The 16,153-nt window shown below is 43.1% G+C and carries 18 protein-coding genes; 2 read left to right on the plus strand and 16 right to left on the minus strand.

What is annotated here, in order from left to right:
- Positions 1–10: 10 nt before the first annotated feature.
- A complete protein-coding gene (locus AB1Y31_09235) occupies positions 11–1,153 on the minus strand; it encodes a hypothetical protein (GenBank protein MEW4983353.1) in 1,143 nt (380 codons plus the stop codon).
- 547 nt (positions 1,154–1,700) lie between these two features.
- Here AB1Y31_09235 and rpoH point away from each other — a divergent pair.
- Positions 1,701–2,570 (plus strand): RNA polymerase sigma factor RpoH, encoded by an 870-nt coding sequence (gene rpoH / locus AB1Y31_09240; GenBank protein ID MEW4983354.1) that lies wholly within the window; start codon positions 1,701–1,703, stop codon positions 2,568–2,570.
- Here the strand turns inward: rpoH and AB1Y31_09245 are convergent.
- From AB1Y31_09245 to AB1Y31_09270, 6 genes are read right to left on the minus strand one after another with little or no spacing between them, the layout of a single operon-like run.
- On the minus strand, positions 2,567–3,118 hold the full coding sequence (locus AB1Y31_09245; protein ID MEW4983355.1) for a TIGR02281 family clan AA aspartic protease: 552 nt from the start codon (positions 3,116–3,118) through the stop codon (positions 2,567–2,569). The two genes, rpoH and AB1Y31_09245, sit on opposite strands and share 4 nt — an antisense overlap.
- Positions 3,119–3,149: 31 nt before the next feature.
- A complete protein-coding gene (locus AB1Y31_09250) occupies positions 3,150–3,731 on the minus strand; it encodes a tetratricopeptide repeat protein (GenBank protein MEW4983356.1) in 582 nt (193 codons plus the stop codon).
- 17 nt (positions 3,732–3,748) lie between these two features.
- Positions 3,749–4,627, minus strand: a complete 879-nt coding sequence (gene cyoE / locus AB1Y31_09255; GenBank protein ID MEW4983357.1) for a heme o synthase — start codon at positions 4,625–4,627, stop codon at positions 3,749–3,751.
- Positions 4,628–4,652: 25 nt separating this feature from the next.
- Positions 4,653–5,624 (minus strand): COX15/CtaA family protein, encoded by a 972-nt coding sequence (locus AB1Y31_09260; protein ID MEW4983358.1) that lies wholly within the window; start codon positions 5,622–5,624, stop codon positions 4,653–4,655.
- A gap of 4 nt (positions 5,625–5,628) precedes the next feature.
- Complete coding sequence (locus AB1Y31_09265) at positions 5,629–6,210, minus strand: hypothetical protein (GenBank protein MEW4983359.1); 582 nt, start codon at positions 6,208–6,210, stop codon at positions 5,629–5,631.
- A complete protein-coding gene (locus tag AB1Y31_09270) occupies positions 6,203–6,919 on the minus strand; it encodes an SURF1 family protein (protein ID MEW4983360.1) in 717 nt (238 codons plus the stop codon). The genes AB1Y31_09265 and AB1Y31_09270 overlap by 8 nt, the downstream gene beginning before the upstream one ends.
- Positions 6,920–6,992: 73 nt before the next feature.
- Here AB1Y31_09270 and AB1Y31_09275 point away from each other — a divergent pair, with 73 nt between their 5' ends.
- A complete protein-coding gene (locus AB1Y31_09275) occupies positions 6,993–7,235 on the plus strand; it encodes a DUF2909 domain-containing protein (protein ID MEW4983361.1) in 243 nt (80 codons plus the stop codon).
- 54 nt (positions 7,236–7,289) lie between these two features.
- On the opposite strand, the gene AB1Y31_09280 is transcribed toward AB1Y31_09275, so the two are convergent.
- The 9 genes from AB1Y31_09280 to bioB form a co-directional block, all read right to left on the minus strand.
- Entirely contained in the window at positions 7,290–8,153 is an 864-nt protein-coding gene (locus tag AB1Y31_09280; protein MEW4983362.1) for a cytochrome c oxidase subunit 3, read from the minus strand.
- Between the two features lie 193 nt (positions 8,154–8,346).
- A complete protein-coding gene (ctaD, locus tag AB1Y31_09285) occupies positions 8,347–9,927 on the minus strand; it encodes a cytochrome c oxidase subunit I (GenBank protein ID MEW4983363.1) in 1,581 nt (526 codons plus the stop codon).
- Between the two features lie 16 nt (positions 9,928–9,943).
- A complete protein-coding gene (gene coxB, locus AB1Y31_09290) occupies positions 9,944–11,074 on the minus strand; it encodes a cytochrome c oxidase subunit II (GenBank protein MEW4983364.1) in 1,131 nt (376 codons plus the stop codon).
- A 39-nt stretch (positions 11,075–11,113) separates the two neighbouring features.
- Complete coding sequence (locus tag AB1Y31_09295; protein MEW4983365.1) at positions 11,114–11,593, minus strand: DUF2244 domain-containing protein; 480 nt, start codon at positions 11,591–11,593, stop codon at positions 11,114–11,116.
- A 41-nt stretch (positions 11,594–11,634) separates the two neighbouring features.
- A complete protein-coding gene (gene bioD / locus AB1Y31_09300) occupies positions 11,635–12,333 on the minus strand; it encodes a dethiobiotin synthase (protein MEW4983366.1) in 699 nt (232 codons plus the stop codon).
- A gap of 24 nt (positions 12,334–12,357) precedes the next feature.
- A complete protein-coding gene (gene bioC / locus AB1Y31_09305; GenBank protein MEW4983367.1) occupies positions 12,358–13,167 on the minus strand; it encodes a malonyl-ACP O-methyltransferase BioC in 810 nt (269 codons plus the stop codon).
- A complete protein-coding gene (locus tag AB1Y31_09310; GenBank protein ID MEW4983368.1) occupies positions 13,164–13,946 on the minus strand; it encodes an alpha/beta fold hydrolase in 783 nt (260 codons plus the stop codon). Before AB1Y31_09310 ends, bioC begins: the two co-directional genes overlap by 4 nt.
- The gene (gene bioF / locus AB1Y31_09315; GenBank protein ID MEW4983369.1) at positions 13,943–15,100 is read right to left on the minus strand and encodes an 8-amino-7-oxononanoate synthase; all 1,158 of its coding nucleotides are present in this window, start codon (positions 15,098–15,100) and stop codon (positions 13,943–13,945) included. Before bioF ends, AB1Y31_09310 begins: the two co-directional genes overlap by 4 nt.
- 8 nt (positions 15,101–15,108) lie before the next feature.
- On the minus strand, positions 15,109–16,104 hold the full coding sequence (gene bioB / locus AB1Y31_09320; protein MEW4983370.1) for a biotin synthase BioB: 996 nt from the start codon (positions 16,102–16,104) through the stop codon (positions 15,109–15,111).
- Positions 16,105–16,153 lie beyond the last annotated feature (49 nt).

The following is a 16,153-nucleotide window of genomic DNA, read 5'->3' on the forward strand; positions in this document are numbered from 1 at the left end:
GTTTAATTCCTTAAAAGATAAAGTCCACGGCAAAGCGGAATGTGTTTTCGTCATTAACATTATTGTCATAATCAGTCGATGAATACTCTGCTTTTAGCGCGATATCGGACGTCAAGTCATAACGACCACCAATAGCCCAACCTTCGGCATTAGAACCTGCAGACAACGCATTGAAGCCCGCATCTAGCGCAGGATCTCCTGTTGCTGTTACCGTCGTATTATTATCATCATTCTTACTAAGCGTTAAGTAAGGCGTAAACTTTTCTGTCACACGGTAGCCCGTAGTGATATAGGCGCGTTCTTGATGAGGGAACAACAGGTCGTCAAAGCTAAGGATGTTGTACTCAGCGATAAAAAATACTTTTTCAAAATCGGCGCGAGCGTGGAACCCCATAAAGATGCCTAACTGGTCGCCTTTTGTTTTCTTATCCATTGAAGAACCAGCACCGAAGATGCCCACCGCTGCTGCGTTAAGCCCCTCAAGTGAATCAGAATCAAGATCAAGGTGCCCTTCATTATAAGTAACACGCGTGGTTAGCCAGTCGTAGTTTGATGTCAATGACACACCGTATACTTCGGAATCATCAAACGCGATATCAGGCGTAGGTGAACGAAGCTCAAGCGTATCTTCCATAACAGAAGCATACATTTCAAGCGTATGATCAATGGCACCAGTAGAAAAGGTCGTGAGTACGTTAATACCCGTGATATGGTCAGCAGGTACGATATAAGCATTTGTAGGGGCACTGATCCAAGGTAAGGCAAAGCCCACGTCTTGGAAGTCTGAGTAAGGGTAGTAAGGGGCTTTCATACGTCCCACTCGAATTTGTACCGCGTCAGTTGCTTGATAATTAACATACAGCCACGGTAGTTCAAGTTCCCAATCCCTTGCTCCACGAGTTATCACTTGACCAACAACAGAAAGATCGCTATTAAACTGAGCAGTAAATTGTACAGCCAAGCGGCTTTCAGCATCGATATCAAAGCTTTGGTCGTAATAACCATCACCATGTTTTACAGATGGTTGGTAATCCGCTTTATCGGTTGTCAGACCACCGACGAGAGAGCCAAAGCCCTTGTAGCTAAAATCTACCGCTTGTGATGTTAATGGGAGAGCCGCGATAATAGCTGCTGCTAATAATTTGTTTTTCATTCTTTGCCTTCGTTTTAGTGTAAATAGGAATTATAGGCAGAGCGGTTTAGTCCATTAAACGAGTAATGCATCCTTAAGATCACCCTGTTCGTACAACAGCATAGTTGAGGTTTTTTATTTTGCTGTGTTTTCCTATAAAAAACATTAAAATATTCTAATATTTGCTTTTTTGCTGTATTTAATATGACAATCACTTATAAAGAATAGCGCGGTTGAGGCCCTCCCCTTCCGTAAATTCGACTTCGTTGCATTACAGTCTTCTTATTACATTAGCCGGCATTGGGGACTTAAATAAAACGCTGCAATAACGGGATCAGGCCTTGCGTTGCCATTCGTTAGCGCCATTTTATGGCGTTTTATTCTCTATTTATTTACAATAGAATTCGCTCCTAGGTAGTCATTAGCCGCTATTTATTTGACTGAGAAAGGTGACGTATCTGTCGCTTCTTTAGCCCTCCGAATTGCTTTACAAACTGAACTTTTGCTATACTTAGCAGTCTTATGTTGCGAGTGCTACATCCATCAGCACCAATAATGGAGGGATACTATGACACGTGCTTTGGCATTACCTAATCAGTTATCAGCTGGATCTTTAGATGCGTATATCGCTTCTGTTTCTTCTGCGCCCGCTCTAACGGTTGAGCAAGAAAGAGATTTAGCGAATCGTTTACGTAATGACAACGATTTAGAAGCTGCGCGCACACTCGTGTTATCCCACATGCGTTATGTTATTCATATTGCTAGAAGCTATAGCGGCTATGGACTAGCACTTCCAGACCTTATTCAAGAAGGCAGCATTGGCTTGATGAAAGCGGTTAAACGCTTTGACCCTGACATGGGTGTACGCCTTGTGTCTTACGCCGTACATTGGATTAAATCCGAGATCCATGAGTTTGTTATCAAAAACTGGCGCATCGTTAAAATCGCCACCACCAAAGCCCAGCGTAAATTATTCTTCAACTTAAGAAAACATAAAAAGAACTTAGCCTGGTTAAACGAACATGAAGCAGATGCCATCGCCAATGACCTTGGCGTTGATAAGTCAGCCGTCTATGAGATGGAAAAACGTTTAAGCAATTTCGACATGGCGTTTGATGGTCATCAAGATGACAACACAGAATCAGACGAACTGATTCATACGCCTGCGACTTTCGTCACAAAAGAAGAACACGACCCTGCCAGCGTTGTCGAAACGCATAACGATAAGGCTCACAATTCTTCTAGATTAAATAAGGCATTAAGTAATCTTGATGATCGAAGCCGTGTAATTTTAGCTGAACGCTGGTTGAGCGAAGAAAAATCAACCTTGCATGAACTAGCGGATAAGTATCAAGTATCCGCCGAGCGTATTCGTCAACTTGAAAAAAATGCGATGAATAAAGTTAAGCAAGAATTACTAGAGTTACACCCTAGTTAAAAGCTTCTCGTAGCCGACGCTTTCTTCTTCGGCTTTAGACGTAAGGTTAATTGCTCATCTTTTTGCGTCATTTCGACGTGCTTTAGAAAGCTCATTCCCAATAGAACAGCACTGCCATCCATATGCGGATTAATATGCGCGGCAACATTCTTTAGTTTGATAGAACCCAGTTCAACCGAATCAAGCGTAATTCGGTAAACAATAATGTCTCCGTTTGCCGTTCGCGTCCCTTCTGGGCGCCCCTTCGTTAAATTCATCGCTCCCGCTACTTTTGCTGGAATGCTGATATTGGTTGCACCCGTATCCAGTACAAATGTTACCCAGTGGCCATTCAATTTACCGTCCGCGATATAATGGCCCTGTCGGTTTTGTTTTAATGTCACTTCAGCACTGCCATCAGAGTCATAAATAACGTCAGGGCGTTCATTGGGGTTTGACTGCTTTTCTAGATAACGGTCAAAGCCAATCACTAACATCGCTAGAAAACCAAGCCACGCTAACGACACCATCATTTTTGATATTTTATTATTTGGTTCTACGTTTTTCATACACAACTGTTAACACGATCTAGTGATAGGGTCACATCATGGTAGATAGTAATTTCAAGAAGTCTTTGGCTTCATCAACACCATTTTCATCTGCTTTTTGTAACCACTTTTTAGCTGCTATGCGCTGTTCGTCTGAACTGCTCGCTAAACCCTCGCCATAATTAGTTGCCAACATCACACCGAGGTTAAACTGCGCTGTTTCATCGCCTTGCTTCGCTGCTTTTTCTAACCAATAGGCTGCTTGGCTCAAATCTCTCTCAACACCCAGGCCATTTTCATAAGCCATCGCTAATTGATATTGACCTCTAGTATCGTTTAATTCTGCAGCTTTCTTTAGCCATATAACTGATTTAGCTAAATCTCGCTCTACGCCTTGCCCCTGATCATAGAGGTTAGCCAGATTAATCATGGCCGTTGTATTGCTTTTTGCAGCTAACATCAACCAGATTTCACGCGCTTCTTGGTAGTTCCCCATTTTATATTTTGCATAGGCTTCTAACGATTGAATCGCTTGAACGCTATTTTCATCACGCCCATCTTCAAAGTCATTTGAATACGCTGGGTTAACACAGCAAAACAATAAAACTAAACAAGAAATAAATGGATGCTTCATCTATTTCTCCCTTTAAATTAAATGTAATGGTCGACTAATAAAGTAGCAAACAATACCATCAAATAGACAATAGAATACCTGAAGGCTTTCATCGCAATAACATCATCTGCTGTTTTCTTGAGAAGCACCGCATAGTATAGAAACCCAAAACCCAACCCGATTGCTACCACTAGATAAAGCAGGCCACTCATTCCCGTTAGAAATGGCAATACGCTAACTAATATTAATAAAATCGTGTAAAAAACAATATGCAGCCTAGTGAACTCAGCGCCATGGGTTACTGGCAACATCGGAATATCCGCCTTGGCGTATTCTTCTCGACGAGCGACTGCCAAGGCCCAGAAATGAGGCGGCGTCCATATAAAAATAATTAAAAACAGTAATAACGCGTGTGGATCGATAGTTGCGGTTACCGCACTCCAGCCTAATACCGGTGGAGCCGCACCGGCAGCACCACCAATGACAATATTTTGTGGCGTCGCATGCTTCAAATAAACTGTATAAACAACGGCGTAACCAATTAATGACAGAAACGTTAAAAAAGCCGTTAACTCATTGACCAAAAACATCAGTACTAGCATGGCAATAGCACCGATGGTGAAAGCAAAACCCAGTACTTGTGTTCCGTTCAAATCGCCATGTGGTAATGGACGCCCTTTTGTGCGCGCCATTTTTGCATCGAACTTTTGATCTAAATAATGATTAATGGCCGCCGCCGACGATGCTGCAAGCCCAATACCGATAGTTCCAAAAATTAACGGCTGCCAAGGCACCATGCCCGGTACTGCTAAAAACATCCCTACAACCGCTGTAAAGACAATTAGCATGACTACTTTCGGCTTACATAGCTCGTAATAGCTTTTCCAGTTAGCCGTAGTTATCGAGTGATTGCTCATTTGTTCTGTCAAAATAATACCCTAATTACCGTGTCGTTTTGTTAAGCCTAAAATTCACGTAAACCACACTCAGTAGCAGCAATGCCGCTACCGCATTATGCGCTACAGCAACATGCAGTGGCAAATTTAGTACAACATTCAATATGCCAAGCATTATCTGCGTTAGCAATAGTCCGCTTACCATTAAAAATTCTTTAATTGCGCTTAGTCTGAAGAGGCAATATGCCAAAAGGCCAAATATGACTGCCGTCACTAATGCACCGATACGGTGTACCCAATGGATAGCGGCTCTCGCCTCGTTAGCCAGTACACCAAACTCATAATCCACACCTAGACCGCGCCATAGTACAAACCCTTCCTTGTAGTCAACACTGGGGTTCCAAGTATCGCCAAAGCAGGTTGGGAATTCAGGACAAGCTAGCGCCGCATAATTAGTACTCGTCCAGCCGCCTAGTGCAATTTGCGCCACTAACACGATCAAAGCAACCGTTGCTAACGTCTTTACTAACCCAGTTTTTTTCTTATCCGCTAGGCGTTTTTTTCTAATTCTTAACAACAATAGAAGCAATAAACTCAGTGTCGCTAAGCCTCCTAAAAGGTGGCTCATCACAATGACCGGTTTAACCAGTAAGGTCACTGTCCACATCCCTAAGGCACCTTGGAACATCACCAGTAATGATAAAAAGGTCGTTAATCCACGCTGACCTAGTTCGGGCCGCTTCCACGCCATCACAGTCAAGATAAGGATGAGTAGACCCAATGTGCTGGCAAAGTATCGGTGGATCATTTCTTTCCACGCTTTTGATGCTTCTAAGGGACGATCATAATTCTCAGCCGCGTTTGCGATACCTTCATGAGACTCATCTAAAATTAAACTCCCATAGCAGCCTGGCCAGTCCGGACAGCCTAGACCGGCATCCGACAATCGGACATAGGCACCTAAAACAACGACTAACAGCGCCAATAAAATGGCAACAATAGTTAAATTCCTAAACATCTCCCTAGCCTATTTGTGAGGCTTTGAATAGGAGCTTTAAATCTTTCTGAATACCATAAGGGTCGGCATCTTGCCGATATCTCATCATAATGTTTCCTAACGGGTCCATTAACAACATATCACCATCTTCAGTCTGCTTAACTTGTTGGCTCAACGCAGTAAAGTTTTCATGATTCCATTTAAATACATGGAGCTCAGGGGCTTCAGATAAAAAAGGGGCAATTGATCCATTAGATTGATCTAAATACACTCGCTTTAAACGCTTTGCATCTTTGTTAAGCAACACATTTAATTGATGAACAATATGTACTGATTTCTCACATGATTCTGCACATTGCCCATCAACGTCTAAATGAACAAGGACCCAACGACCTTTTAGGTCATCCATATTTACTTCTGATCCATTGATAACATAGTTACTAAGTTTTGTTGCAATTGCTGGGCTGATCAATTCGCCATAATTTTTGGTTTCCCCTCCTTCTAGCCATTGGGGGTTTTCAAAAACAAGCCATGCAGACATAACAGGTAATGCAAATAAGCCTGCAATAAAGATCAGTTTTAATCTATTTTTTGTTACTTTATCCATTTTTCTTTTTACCTAGTTTCACTGTTACTACAAAATAAAGAATGACCCAGGCCGTCGCCAATGCAAACCACTGGAATGCATAACCATGATGCTTCTCGGGGCCCATCTTCATCGGCTCCCAATCACGATCATAACCATTGGGCTCACTCTTATTTAATAAAATTTGATAGGGCCAAATATCATACCCCAACCGTTCCGACACTTTTATTACATCAACTATTTGAGTAACAGATGGCCAACCTTCAGAAAGCTCATCCGCGCCATCTAATTTTATACCTACACTCGGGAAGTAATCTAACTTGCCTACAATTGAAACATTGCTAGCGCTTAACCTCACCTCAGGCAACACTCTTCTATCTGAACCCAGTACAACCCAACCTCTATTCAGCAGAATGGCTTGTGTCGCATTCACTTTTATCGGTGTTAATACAAAATATCCCGCTCGGCCACCTTTTACTTGATTATCAATCAAAATTTGCTTGTTTGTATCGAGCCAACCGCTCACCTTAACGGGCAAATAGCGTAGGCTTTTATCTTCAAGTTGAATCGTTTCTAATTCAACAGCTGGCAACTGTATTCTTGCTGATTGCAAATCTAACATATCTTGTTTTTGCTGCGCTCTGTCTAGCTGCCAATTTGCCAAACTAAGCAACAAAGCCAAAACTAGGACAGCAAGAATCGTTAACAATAAATTGGCTTTAAACTGCATTAATTAAAACTATTATTGGTTTTTAGCGTAAGTTTAAAAGACAATACAAACATTATTAAATGAGACCCGCATTATGCCGCCATTAATCAAATACTTAGTTATTTTTACGTTGTGCTTCATTATCTACAACTTATTTAAAGCGTTTTACCATCTGTCTAGAAGAAAATCCGCACCGAAAGAAGTTGTTAAGTCATTAGCCCTACGTGTCGGGCTCTCTTTGACCTTATTCGCCTCATTACTATTGGCTTCATACCTTGGTTTCATTAAACCTCATGGCATCACACCGGTTCCACAAGAGATAGAAGAAACACGCTAACTAGCAATAAAAAAGGCGCTACAGTGTAGCGCCTCATTAAACTGTTTAGGCTTGCTATAACCAGTATACGAATATAAACAGCCCTAACCAAACCACATCAACAAAGTGCCAGTACCAAGCAGCCGCTTCGAATGCAAAATGATTTTCTGGTGTGAAGTGCCCCTTTATACTACGAACGAGCATCACCGCTAACATAATCGCACCAACCGTTACATGAAAGCCATGAAAGCCGGTCAACATATAAAAGGTTGAGCCATAAACACCTGAGCCCATTGTTAAGTTTAATTCGTTGTAACCATGGCTATATTCTAAAACCTGTAAACAGACAAACAAAAAACCTAGAAATACAGTTAGTGCTAAGCCAATAATAAGCTGCTTACGTTTATTTGCGATTAAACCCCAATGCGCCCATGTTACCGTAACGCCGCTACTCAATAAAAGCAGAGTATTAATGGCCGGCAAGCCCCAGGGACCCATTTTTTCATATACGCCGCCCACTTCAGCTGGGCCATTGGTAGGCCAGATTGCCTCAAAGCCACTCCAGATAAACTCATTTGTCGCAGCCCCAGAACCTTCACCAGCTAACCAGGGTACTGAGAAGACTCGAATGTAATATAAAGCACCAAAGAAAGCGGCAAAAAACATAACTTCAGAAAAAATAAACCAAATCATTCCGATACGAAATGAAGCATCTTCAGCACTGTTGTACGCGCCAGATTCGCTCTCATTAATTACATCACCAAACCAGCCAAACATCATATAGACCAATACTAAAAAGCCAATCATCATAATGATTGAGGCCGATGAAGCATCATTTAATTGGCCAGCAAACCCACCCAAAAACAATGTTAAGCCAATTGAACCAACAATGGGCCATTTAGCATCATGAGGAACGTAATACGCATTTTCTGAAGACATAAATTTACCTATTCCAATTATTTATTCTTAAAGAAGTATTTATTCAATACCCTATTTATTCAGTTAGAAATATAAACGAACCCACATAAAAACTGATGGCTACTGTCACCAAAATAGCGACTGTGATTAAATTTTTTGTTCGTTGTTTTTTCATATTAATAATACTGCGCCTAGGTTCGCTAGGCGCAAACAATTATTTAATTTCAGGTGCCGTTGAAAAACTATGGTATGGCGGAGGTGAAGATAAAGTCCATTCAAGACCTTCTGCTCCTTCCCAAACTTCGTCAGTCGCTTTCTCACCACCTTTTATTGTTTTATAAACAATGAAGCAGAAGAACACCTGAGATAAACCAAAGGCAAAACCACCAATGCTAGACCACATATTAAATTCTGCAAACTGAACTGAATAGTCAGGAATACGACGCGGCATACCCGCAAGCCCTAAAAAGTGCTGAGGAAAGAAAAGGACGTTAACTGAAATTGTAGACAACCAAAAGTGCCATTGACCCATCTTTTCATTGTACATATTGCCAGTCCATTTAGGGATCCAGTAATAAACAGACGCCATAATTGAGTAAACAGCACCAGTAACCAGTACGTAATGGAAATGCGCAACCACGAAGTAAGTATCATGATATTGGAAGTCAGCAGGTGCAATCGCCAGCATTAGGCCAGAGAAACCACCTATCGTAAACATAATGACAAAACCAATCGCAAATAACATCGGTGTTTCAAACGTCATAGAACCTTTCCACATAGTGGAGATCCAGTTAAACACTTTTACACCCGTTGGCACAGCAATCAACATAGTCGCATACATAAAGAACAGTTCACCCTCTAGCGGCAGACCGACAGTAAACATATGATGCGCCCAAACAATGAACGAAAGGAATGCAATTGATGACGTCGCGTAAACCATTGAGCTATACCCAAATAGTGGCTTGCGAGCAAATGTTGGGATAATAGCTGACACTATGCCAAAGGCTGGCAAAATCAAAATATATACTTCAGGGTGTCCAAAGAACCAAAAAATATGTTGGAACAAAACTGGGTCGCCACCACCTGTAGCACTAAAAAATGTTGTGTCATAAAAACGATCTGTCAGCAACATCGTTACCGCACCTGCTAGCACAGGCATCACAGCAATTAGCAAATAAGCTGTAATGAACCATGTCCACACGAACAAAGGCATTTTCATCAATGTCATGCCGGGCGCCCGCATATTTAAAATAGTCACAATCACATTGATTGCGCCCATCACTGAGGAGATCCCCATCATATGAATAGCAAAAATCATAAAGGGAAAGCCGTTTCCGCCTTGTAAGACTAATGGAGGATAAAGTGTCCAGCCACCTGCTGGTGCACCACCGTCCATAAAGAAGGTAGACAATAACATGGCAAATGCGAAAGGAAGAATCCAGAAACTCCAGTTGTTCATTCTCGGCAACGCCATATCTGGACCGCCAATCATAATCGGCAACATCCAATTCGCTAAGCCAACAAAAGCCGGCATCACACCACCAAAAATCATAACCAATGCATGAACCGTTGTCATTTGGTTAAAGAAACCAGGGTCAACAAACTGTAGGCCTGGTTGGAACAATTCCAAACGGATGACCATCGCCATCGCGCCACCAACCATGAACATCACTAACGCAAATATTAAGTAAAGTGTACCAATGTCCTTATGATTGGTTGTGGTTACCCAACGCATTAAGCCTTTTGCTGGACCGTGATCGTGATGATCGTCATGTGAATCTGTAACAGTCGTCATTATCTAAATCTCCTAATTATCTTAATGCTGCAATGTCCGCAGGCTGAACAGCATCGCCTACTTTATTACCTAATGAATTACGTTGGTAAGTAATAACAGCTGCCAATTCAACGTCGCTTAATTGGTCTTTAAATGCTGCCATCGCAGTGCCTGCCTTACCGTTCATTATCAAGTCAATATGCGTATTGATATCACCTGTCGCGACAGCACTTCCGGTGATCGCAGGAAACACACCCTCGACACCCTCACCTTTTTTCTGATGGCAGGCCACGCAATTAGCACGATAAACTTTTTTGCCCTTCCTTTTCAGCTCTATTGGAGCAAGCTCTTCAATTGCTGCTAATTTTTCTGCCGCCGAACCTGCTTTTTGCTCAGCCAACCATATTGCATAATCAGCTTCAGATTTAACTTCAACAACGATTGGCATAAAGCCATGATCACGCCCACATAGTTCCGCACATTGGCCACGATAAATACCTGGCTCATCAACTTTCACCCATGCTTCGTTTATATAACCGGGAATAGCATCTTTTTTCCAACCGAAATCGGGGACCCACCACGAATGAATAACATCGCTAGCCGTTAATAAGAAACTTACTTTCTTACCCACTGGAATAACTAACGGATGATCGACATTCAACAGGTAATTCTCTACTGTTGAAGGGTCTATATCTGAGCCAACTTGACGCGCCTTGTTGCTCTCAGCATCCAATGTACTAAAAAAGTCTACATCTTCTCCAATATACTCATAACGCCACTTCCATTGATAGCCCGTTATTTTAATTTTCATGTCCGCTTCTGAAGTGTCATGCATTTCGATCAATACCTTAGTCGCCGGTATTGCCATAACAACTAAAATAACGAATGGGATAACAGTCCAAACCAGCTCAGCGGTCATACTTTCATGAAACTGTGACGCCACCGCCCCCTGTGATTTACGGTGATAAATCATCGAATAAATCATTGCACCGAAAACAACCACACCGATAGCAACACAGACCCAAAGGATCAACATATGCAAATCATAAACCTGCTTGCTCGTCTCAGTTACACCTACAGGTAAATTCAACCCATATTCCGCATGCGCGATGCTGGACATAAACGTCAGTACAGCGCCACTAGCAAAAAGTTGCTTTAGTTTAATCACAGAAACTGTCTCCCTTATTTTTTAACTTTCAAAACTTAACTATGTTGGCTTGGTCAGCATTTTCTTAAGCTGTATCGCCAACTTTTCTCGTTCGCTTTCAACTAAAAAGCGCCCAACCTCAATCTTTTTACCGTGCGAACTCAACACAAGGTTTTTTGGATAGCCTTTATATTTTGGCTTCTCTAATTCAACCCGAACCCAACCTAACGGTAATTCACTCTTGCTTTCCGCCTTTTTTGATCCGCGCTCTACCCGTATTACTTTATCACTGATGGTAATGACTTCTCTAACACCGCATTTTTTCATCGTTATTACTAAGCAGTACCCTAGCAATAAAAGCTCTATGCCAGAAAAAGGCAGTATCAACCACAGCCCCATAAAATAAAACAACAGCGCAACAGATAAAGAAACAACGGATATTCCAACAAAAAAAATTATCGCTTGTCTAAACGGCAATGAAGAATTAGGCATTAATACGATATACCGTATTCCTGCGCCTCCATTACCATAATCCACCATTTCTCTACCTCTCTTTAGTCAAGGCATTATGGCTCAGCAATTTAACGAAAACCAGTTAAATAATCAAGTAGACTCTCTATATTTCTTTGGCTACGTACGCTGTTCCTTTCTTTCTGTGATTGGTGTTCAACATAACCAATACATTGCGAAGTCATTTGATTTTTTAATGTCAGGATATTTTCATCGATTTCTTCAAACTCACCGCCAATGTCATTCCCAACCCAACCTGCTATTCGACAACCTTTATTGATGATGGCCGCCTCTGTTAATAGCGCATGATTAATGCAGCCTAACTTTAAGCCGACCACAAGAATAACAGGGAGATCCAGCGCTAAAGCCAGTTCATCAAAGCCCACATTATTATCTAGCGGAACCATCCATCCACCCGCCCCTTCAACAATAACCACTTCCGATGTCGCTTTATGCTTAGCATAGATAGATTGAATAGCTGATAGCTCCATCACCACATTCGCCTGTTGCGCTGCTAAATGTGGTGCTATTGCAGGCTCAAAGCAATAAGGGTTAACGTCGTTATATAAGAACGGTTCTGACGCCGCTTGCATTAGATCAAGTGCATCTTGGTTTTTTAACTGGCCATCAATCCAACTTGCGCCGGCCGCTACCGGCTTAAAGCCCGACACTTTGACCTGACGCCTTCGAAAACCTTTGATTAGCTCCGTTGCAACATAGGTTTTTCCAACATCCGTATCGGTACCCGTTATAAAGAATCCTGTTGCCATCAAAGCGGCCTCTTCTGACACAGTTTACTTTTCAGCATAAACGTAGACGGCTTGGAATGTGGCAGGAATCCCTTGCTTTGTGCGTAAAGCCTCATACTCGAGCAACATAGATTTGAAGCGCTGAACACCCGTCAACCCGAGTCGGCGCCCTCGATTTATATTGTGCGCACCCATTCCCTTTAGATCTAACATCAGTTGTTTTGGTGAGTCATAATATTTCACAATATCCTCACTAACAATTGAGATGTTTTTAAACCCCGCCAGTAGCAAGTTTTCTCTTATTTCACTCTCATTGACAAACGAGTTCACGTGTACAGCCTTGTCAATTGTTTGCCATGATGCCTTCAATTCATGCAAGGTTGACGGCCCGAACGTACTGAACACAAAAGAACCTCCTGTTTCTAACACTCTATGAGCCTGACCAAAAACCTTCGCCAAATCATCGCACCACTGAAAGGCCACATTAGAGCAGATGGTCGTCATCACTTTATCTGTCAGCGGCAGCTTTTCTGCGTCAGCACAAATAAGCCCTTTGACCTGATAATCACCTAAATTACGTTTTGTCTGTTGCAGCATGCCCGCAGCAATATCCAGCGCATACAAATTTTCAACAGCCTCTAACTCACTTAGTTTTTTGGTTAAGTAACCTGTCCCAGAACCGATATCAAGAACGCGCTTAAACGTCTGCGTTTTCGCGCCACATTGCGCGAGCAAACGATCACCAATCAATCGTTGTAGCGAGGTAAATCGATTATAGCCTTGTGAGGCATCATCAAAGGATTGCCGCACCATCTCTTTGCTAAATGCTTGCGTTTGAAACACATCAGTACTCACAACAAACCCTCACCGGCGCGCATAAAGCGATCTATTGCCTGAGATACTTGTAACGGGTGCGAAAGAAACGGCACGTGCGACGCGTTATTTATCACGCATAAATCGATATTAGGATTGAGACTCATTGAACGCTGCCCCGCTTCGACCGGTACTAGCTGATCTTTCTTACCCAACACCATTAATATTCGGCAAGTGAGACTTTTTAATACGCCACGAAGGTCATTCGTGCGCAAAATATCTAAGCCGCTAACAAGCCCTTCATGCGAATCGTCGACATTCGTTTTCACCAAGCCCCTAAGGAAAGCATTCATCTCTTTAGATTGCTCCACACCTTGCGTTTGCAGCTTAATAAAGCGCTTAATTGTCATCGCTGGCTTATCATTTATACCCAAAGAGAAGGCGTCAAACGCACTATTAGTCGTCGCACATTGCCAATCATCTGCTTGTACAAACTTAGGAGAACTCGCCAGCATAAGGAGCTTATTAACGCGTTGCGGATATGCTCCCGCGTAAGCTAACGCAACCATTCCTCCCAACGACCAACCCAGCACACTACAACTGTCTGGCAACTGTTCGGCCATCGCCTCTAACAACTCATTCATCTGCCAGCGCTCACGGTAGTCACTGTCACCGTGGCCCGGCAGCTCAACACAGATAACACGGTATGATTTTGCCAGATCAAGCAACCACTCCTGCCAAACTAAAGGACTCATTGCCCAGCCGTGTATCAAGACAAGATTTGGCCCCTTACCCGACACATGCATATTCAATTTAATCAACAGACCGCTCCTTCAAGCGCAAGCAGCAATGCATCAACTTGCGATTCGGTGTGTGTCGCCGAGAGTGTTATTCTCAAGCGTTCGCTGGATTTTTTAACCGTTGGATGGCGAATAGCAGCAACCAATATGTTCCTCTCTTTTAGATAACTGCTCGCCGACATGACCGCTTTATTACTGCCCAAAATAACCGGCTGAATCGGCGTCTCAGATGGCATCAAACTTAAGCCCAGTTGCTCCGCACCTTGCCGAAACCGAGCGACTAAAGAGCTCAGCTTTTCGCGCCGCCAAGACTCTTGTTGACATATTTTTAAGCTTTGCCTAGTGGCAGCCATAATCGCAGGCGGCATTGCCGTTGTGAAAACATACGTTCGAGCACGCTGAATAAGCGTTTCAATCAACTCCTCACTACCGGCTATAAAAGCCCCAGAAGTGCCTAGGCCCTTACCAAACGTTGCCATTAGAATAGGCACTTGTTGCTGACTCAAGTCGTACTTTTCCAACAAACCGCCACCGCGTTTTCCGATGACACCGAAACCATGCGCATCATCAATCATCAGCATAGCGCTTGCCTGCTCGGCCAACGTTGCCAACTCATTGATCTTAGCTTCATCGCCATCCATGCTAAAAACACCGTCACTAACAACAAGTTTCTTTTTGGCTGATGATTTTTCGAGTAATTGCCTTAAACGATTCATATCACCGTGCGAAAAGCGCTTTACTTGAGCGCCCGATATTTTTCCACCATCGATGAGCGACGCGTGATTGAGTTTATCCTGAAAAACGTCATCGCCTTTTTGCACTAGCGCTGCTATTGCACCGATATTCGCCATATAGCCGGTTGAAAAAACCAAGGCTCGCTGACGCCCAGTAAACTCGGCTAACTCCTCTTCTAAAGCGTGATGTTCATGGCTATGCCCGCAAATAAGATGTGCCGAACCACTGCCCACACCATACTTCTCAGCCGCCTGTTGGAATGCTTTTACCACGCTTGGATGGTTTGCCAAACCGAGGTAATCATTGCTCGAAAAATTATCGAACAAGGCCCCATCTATTTCAACTTTAGCACCTTGCGGGCTGTCGATTAGCTGACGCGATCGATAAAGCTGCTGACGCTTTAACTCATCAAGCTCGCTGGAGAACTCCCACTGACTCATACAAACAATTACGCCGTTGCGGGATGGATCCCTAAGCGTTTAAACAACTGATGATCCGCGCTTTCTGATGGGTTTTCTGTAGTGAGTAATTGATCACCATAAAAAATGGAGTTCGCGCCGGCAAAAAAGCACATCGCCTGCATTTCATCCGTCATATCAGAGCGGCCAGCCGACAACCTTACTTGTGACTTAGGCATTAAAATACGCGCCACTGCGATTGTTTTTATAAATTCTAGCGAATCAATGGCCGCCGCACCGTCTAACGGCGTTCCTTCCACTTGCACCAGCTTGTTAATTGGCACACTCTCAGGTGGGTGCTCCATATTGGCCAAGGTTTGCAACATCTTAGCTCGATCATCACTGACCTCACCCATGCCCACAATCCCGCCACTACAAACATTAATTCCCGCACCGCGAACGGTCTCAATGGTATCCAACCGGTCTTGGTAAGTACGCGTGGTAATCACCTCTTTATAGTACTCTTCAGAGGTATCAATATTATGATTGTAATAGTCTAAGCCCGCGTCTTTTAAACGCTTTGCTTGACTGTCCTCCAACATACCCAAGGTCACGCATGTTTCCATTCCCAATGCCTTCACTTCTTCGACCATGCGCGTCACTTTATCTAAATCACGGTCCTTTGGGCTACGCCATGCAGCGCCCATACAAAAACGACTTGCGCCGTTGGCTTTAGCCTCTTTGGCGGCGTCAACAACCGCTCTAATTTCCATTAACGCCTCTTTCTCAAGCCCGGTGTCGTAACGAACACTTTGCGGGCAATAAGAACAATCCTCAGGGCAGGCACCGGTTTTGATGCTCAATAAGGTACTGATTTGAACCGCGTTGGGGTCAAAGTTTTCTCGGTGTATGGTGTGCGCTTTAAAAAGTAAGTCATTGAAGGGCAAATCAAACAACGCTTGAATTTTCTTCAGCGGCCACGTATTTCTTACTATATTAACCGACGCTCTTTTTTGCTCACCGATCGCTTCTGATGATATGCTCATTTGAAAACACCCTTTCCAACCTTAAAAAGAGTCATGGTACATTAGACAG

The organism is Cycloclasticus sp., from assembly GCA_040743155.1.
GTDB lineage: Bacteria > Pseudomonadota > Gammaproteobacteria > Methylococcales > Cycloclasticaceae > Cycloclasticus.

Bases quoted from the DNA above. Each gene is read 5' to 3' on its own strand.
- AB1Y31_09295 (MEW4983365.1), bottom strand. From the start codon at position 11,593: ATGGTGGATTATGGTAATGGAGGCGCAGGAATACGGTATATCGTATTA.
- bioF (MEW4983369.1), bottom strand. From the start codon at position 15,100: ATGAGTCAGTGGGAGTTCTCCAGCGAGCTTGATGAGTTAAAGCGTCAG.
- ctaD (MEW4983363.1), bottom strand. From the start codon at position 9,927: ATGACGACTGTTACAGATTCACATGACGATCATCACGATCACGGTCCA.
- AB1Y31_09260 (MEW4983358.1), bottom strand. From the start codon at position 5,624: ATGTTTAGGAATTTAACTATTGTTGCCATTTTATTGGCGCTGTTAGTC.
- AB1Y31_09245 (MEW4983355.1), bottom strand. From the start codon at position 3,118: ATGAAAAACGTAGAACCAAATAATAAAATATCAAAAATGATGGTGTCG.
- AB1Y31_09275 (MEW4983361.1), top strand. From the start codon at position 6,993: ATGCCGCCATTAATCAAATACTTAGTTATTTTTACGTTGTGCTTCATT.
- rpoH (MEW4983354.1), top strand. From the start codon at position 1,701: ATGACACGTGCTTTGGCATTACCTAATCAGTTATCAGCTGGATCTTTA.
- bioB (MEW4983370.1), bottom strand. From the start codon at position 16,104: ATGAGCATATCATCAGAAGCGATCGGTGAGCAAAAAAGAGCGTCGGTT.
- cyoE (MEW4983357.1), bottom strand. From the start codon at position 4,627: ATGAGCAATCACTCGATAACTACGGCTAACTGGAAAAGCTATTACGAG.
- AB1Y31_09250 (MEW4983356.1), bottom strand. From the start codon at position 3,731: ATGAAGCATCCATTTATTTCTTGTTTAGTTTTATTGTTTTGCTGTGTT.
- AB1Y31_09280 (MEW4983362.1), bottom strand. From the start codon at position 8,153: ATGTCTTCAGAAAATGCGTATTACGTTCCTCATGATGCTAAATGGCCC.
- AB1Y31_09265 (MEW4983359.1), bottom strand. From the start codon at position 6,210: ATGGATAAAGTAACAAAAAATAGATTAAAACTGATCTTTATTGCAGGC.
- AB1Y31_09270 (MEW4983360.1), bottom strand. From the start codon at position 6,919: ATGCAGTTTAAAGCCAATTTATTGTTAACGATTCTTGCTGTCCTAGTT.
- AB1Y31_09235 (MEW4983353.1), bottom strand. From the start codon at position 1,153: ATGAAAAACAAATTATTAGCAGCAGCTATTATCGCGGCTCTCCCATTA.
- bioD (MEW4983366.1), bottom strand. From the start codon at position 12,333: ATGGCAACAGGATTCTTTATAACGGGTACCGATACGGATGTTGGAAAA.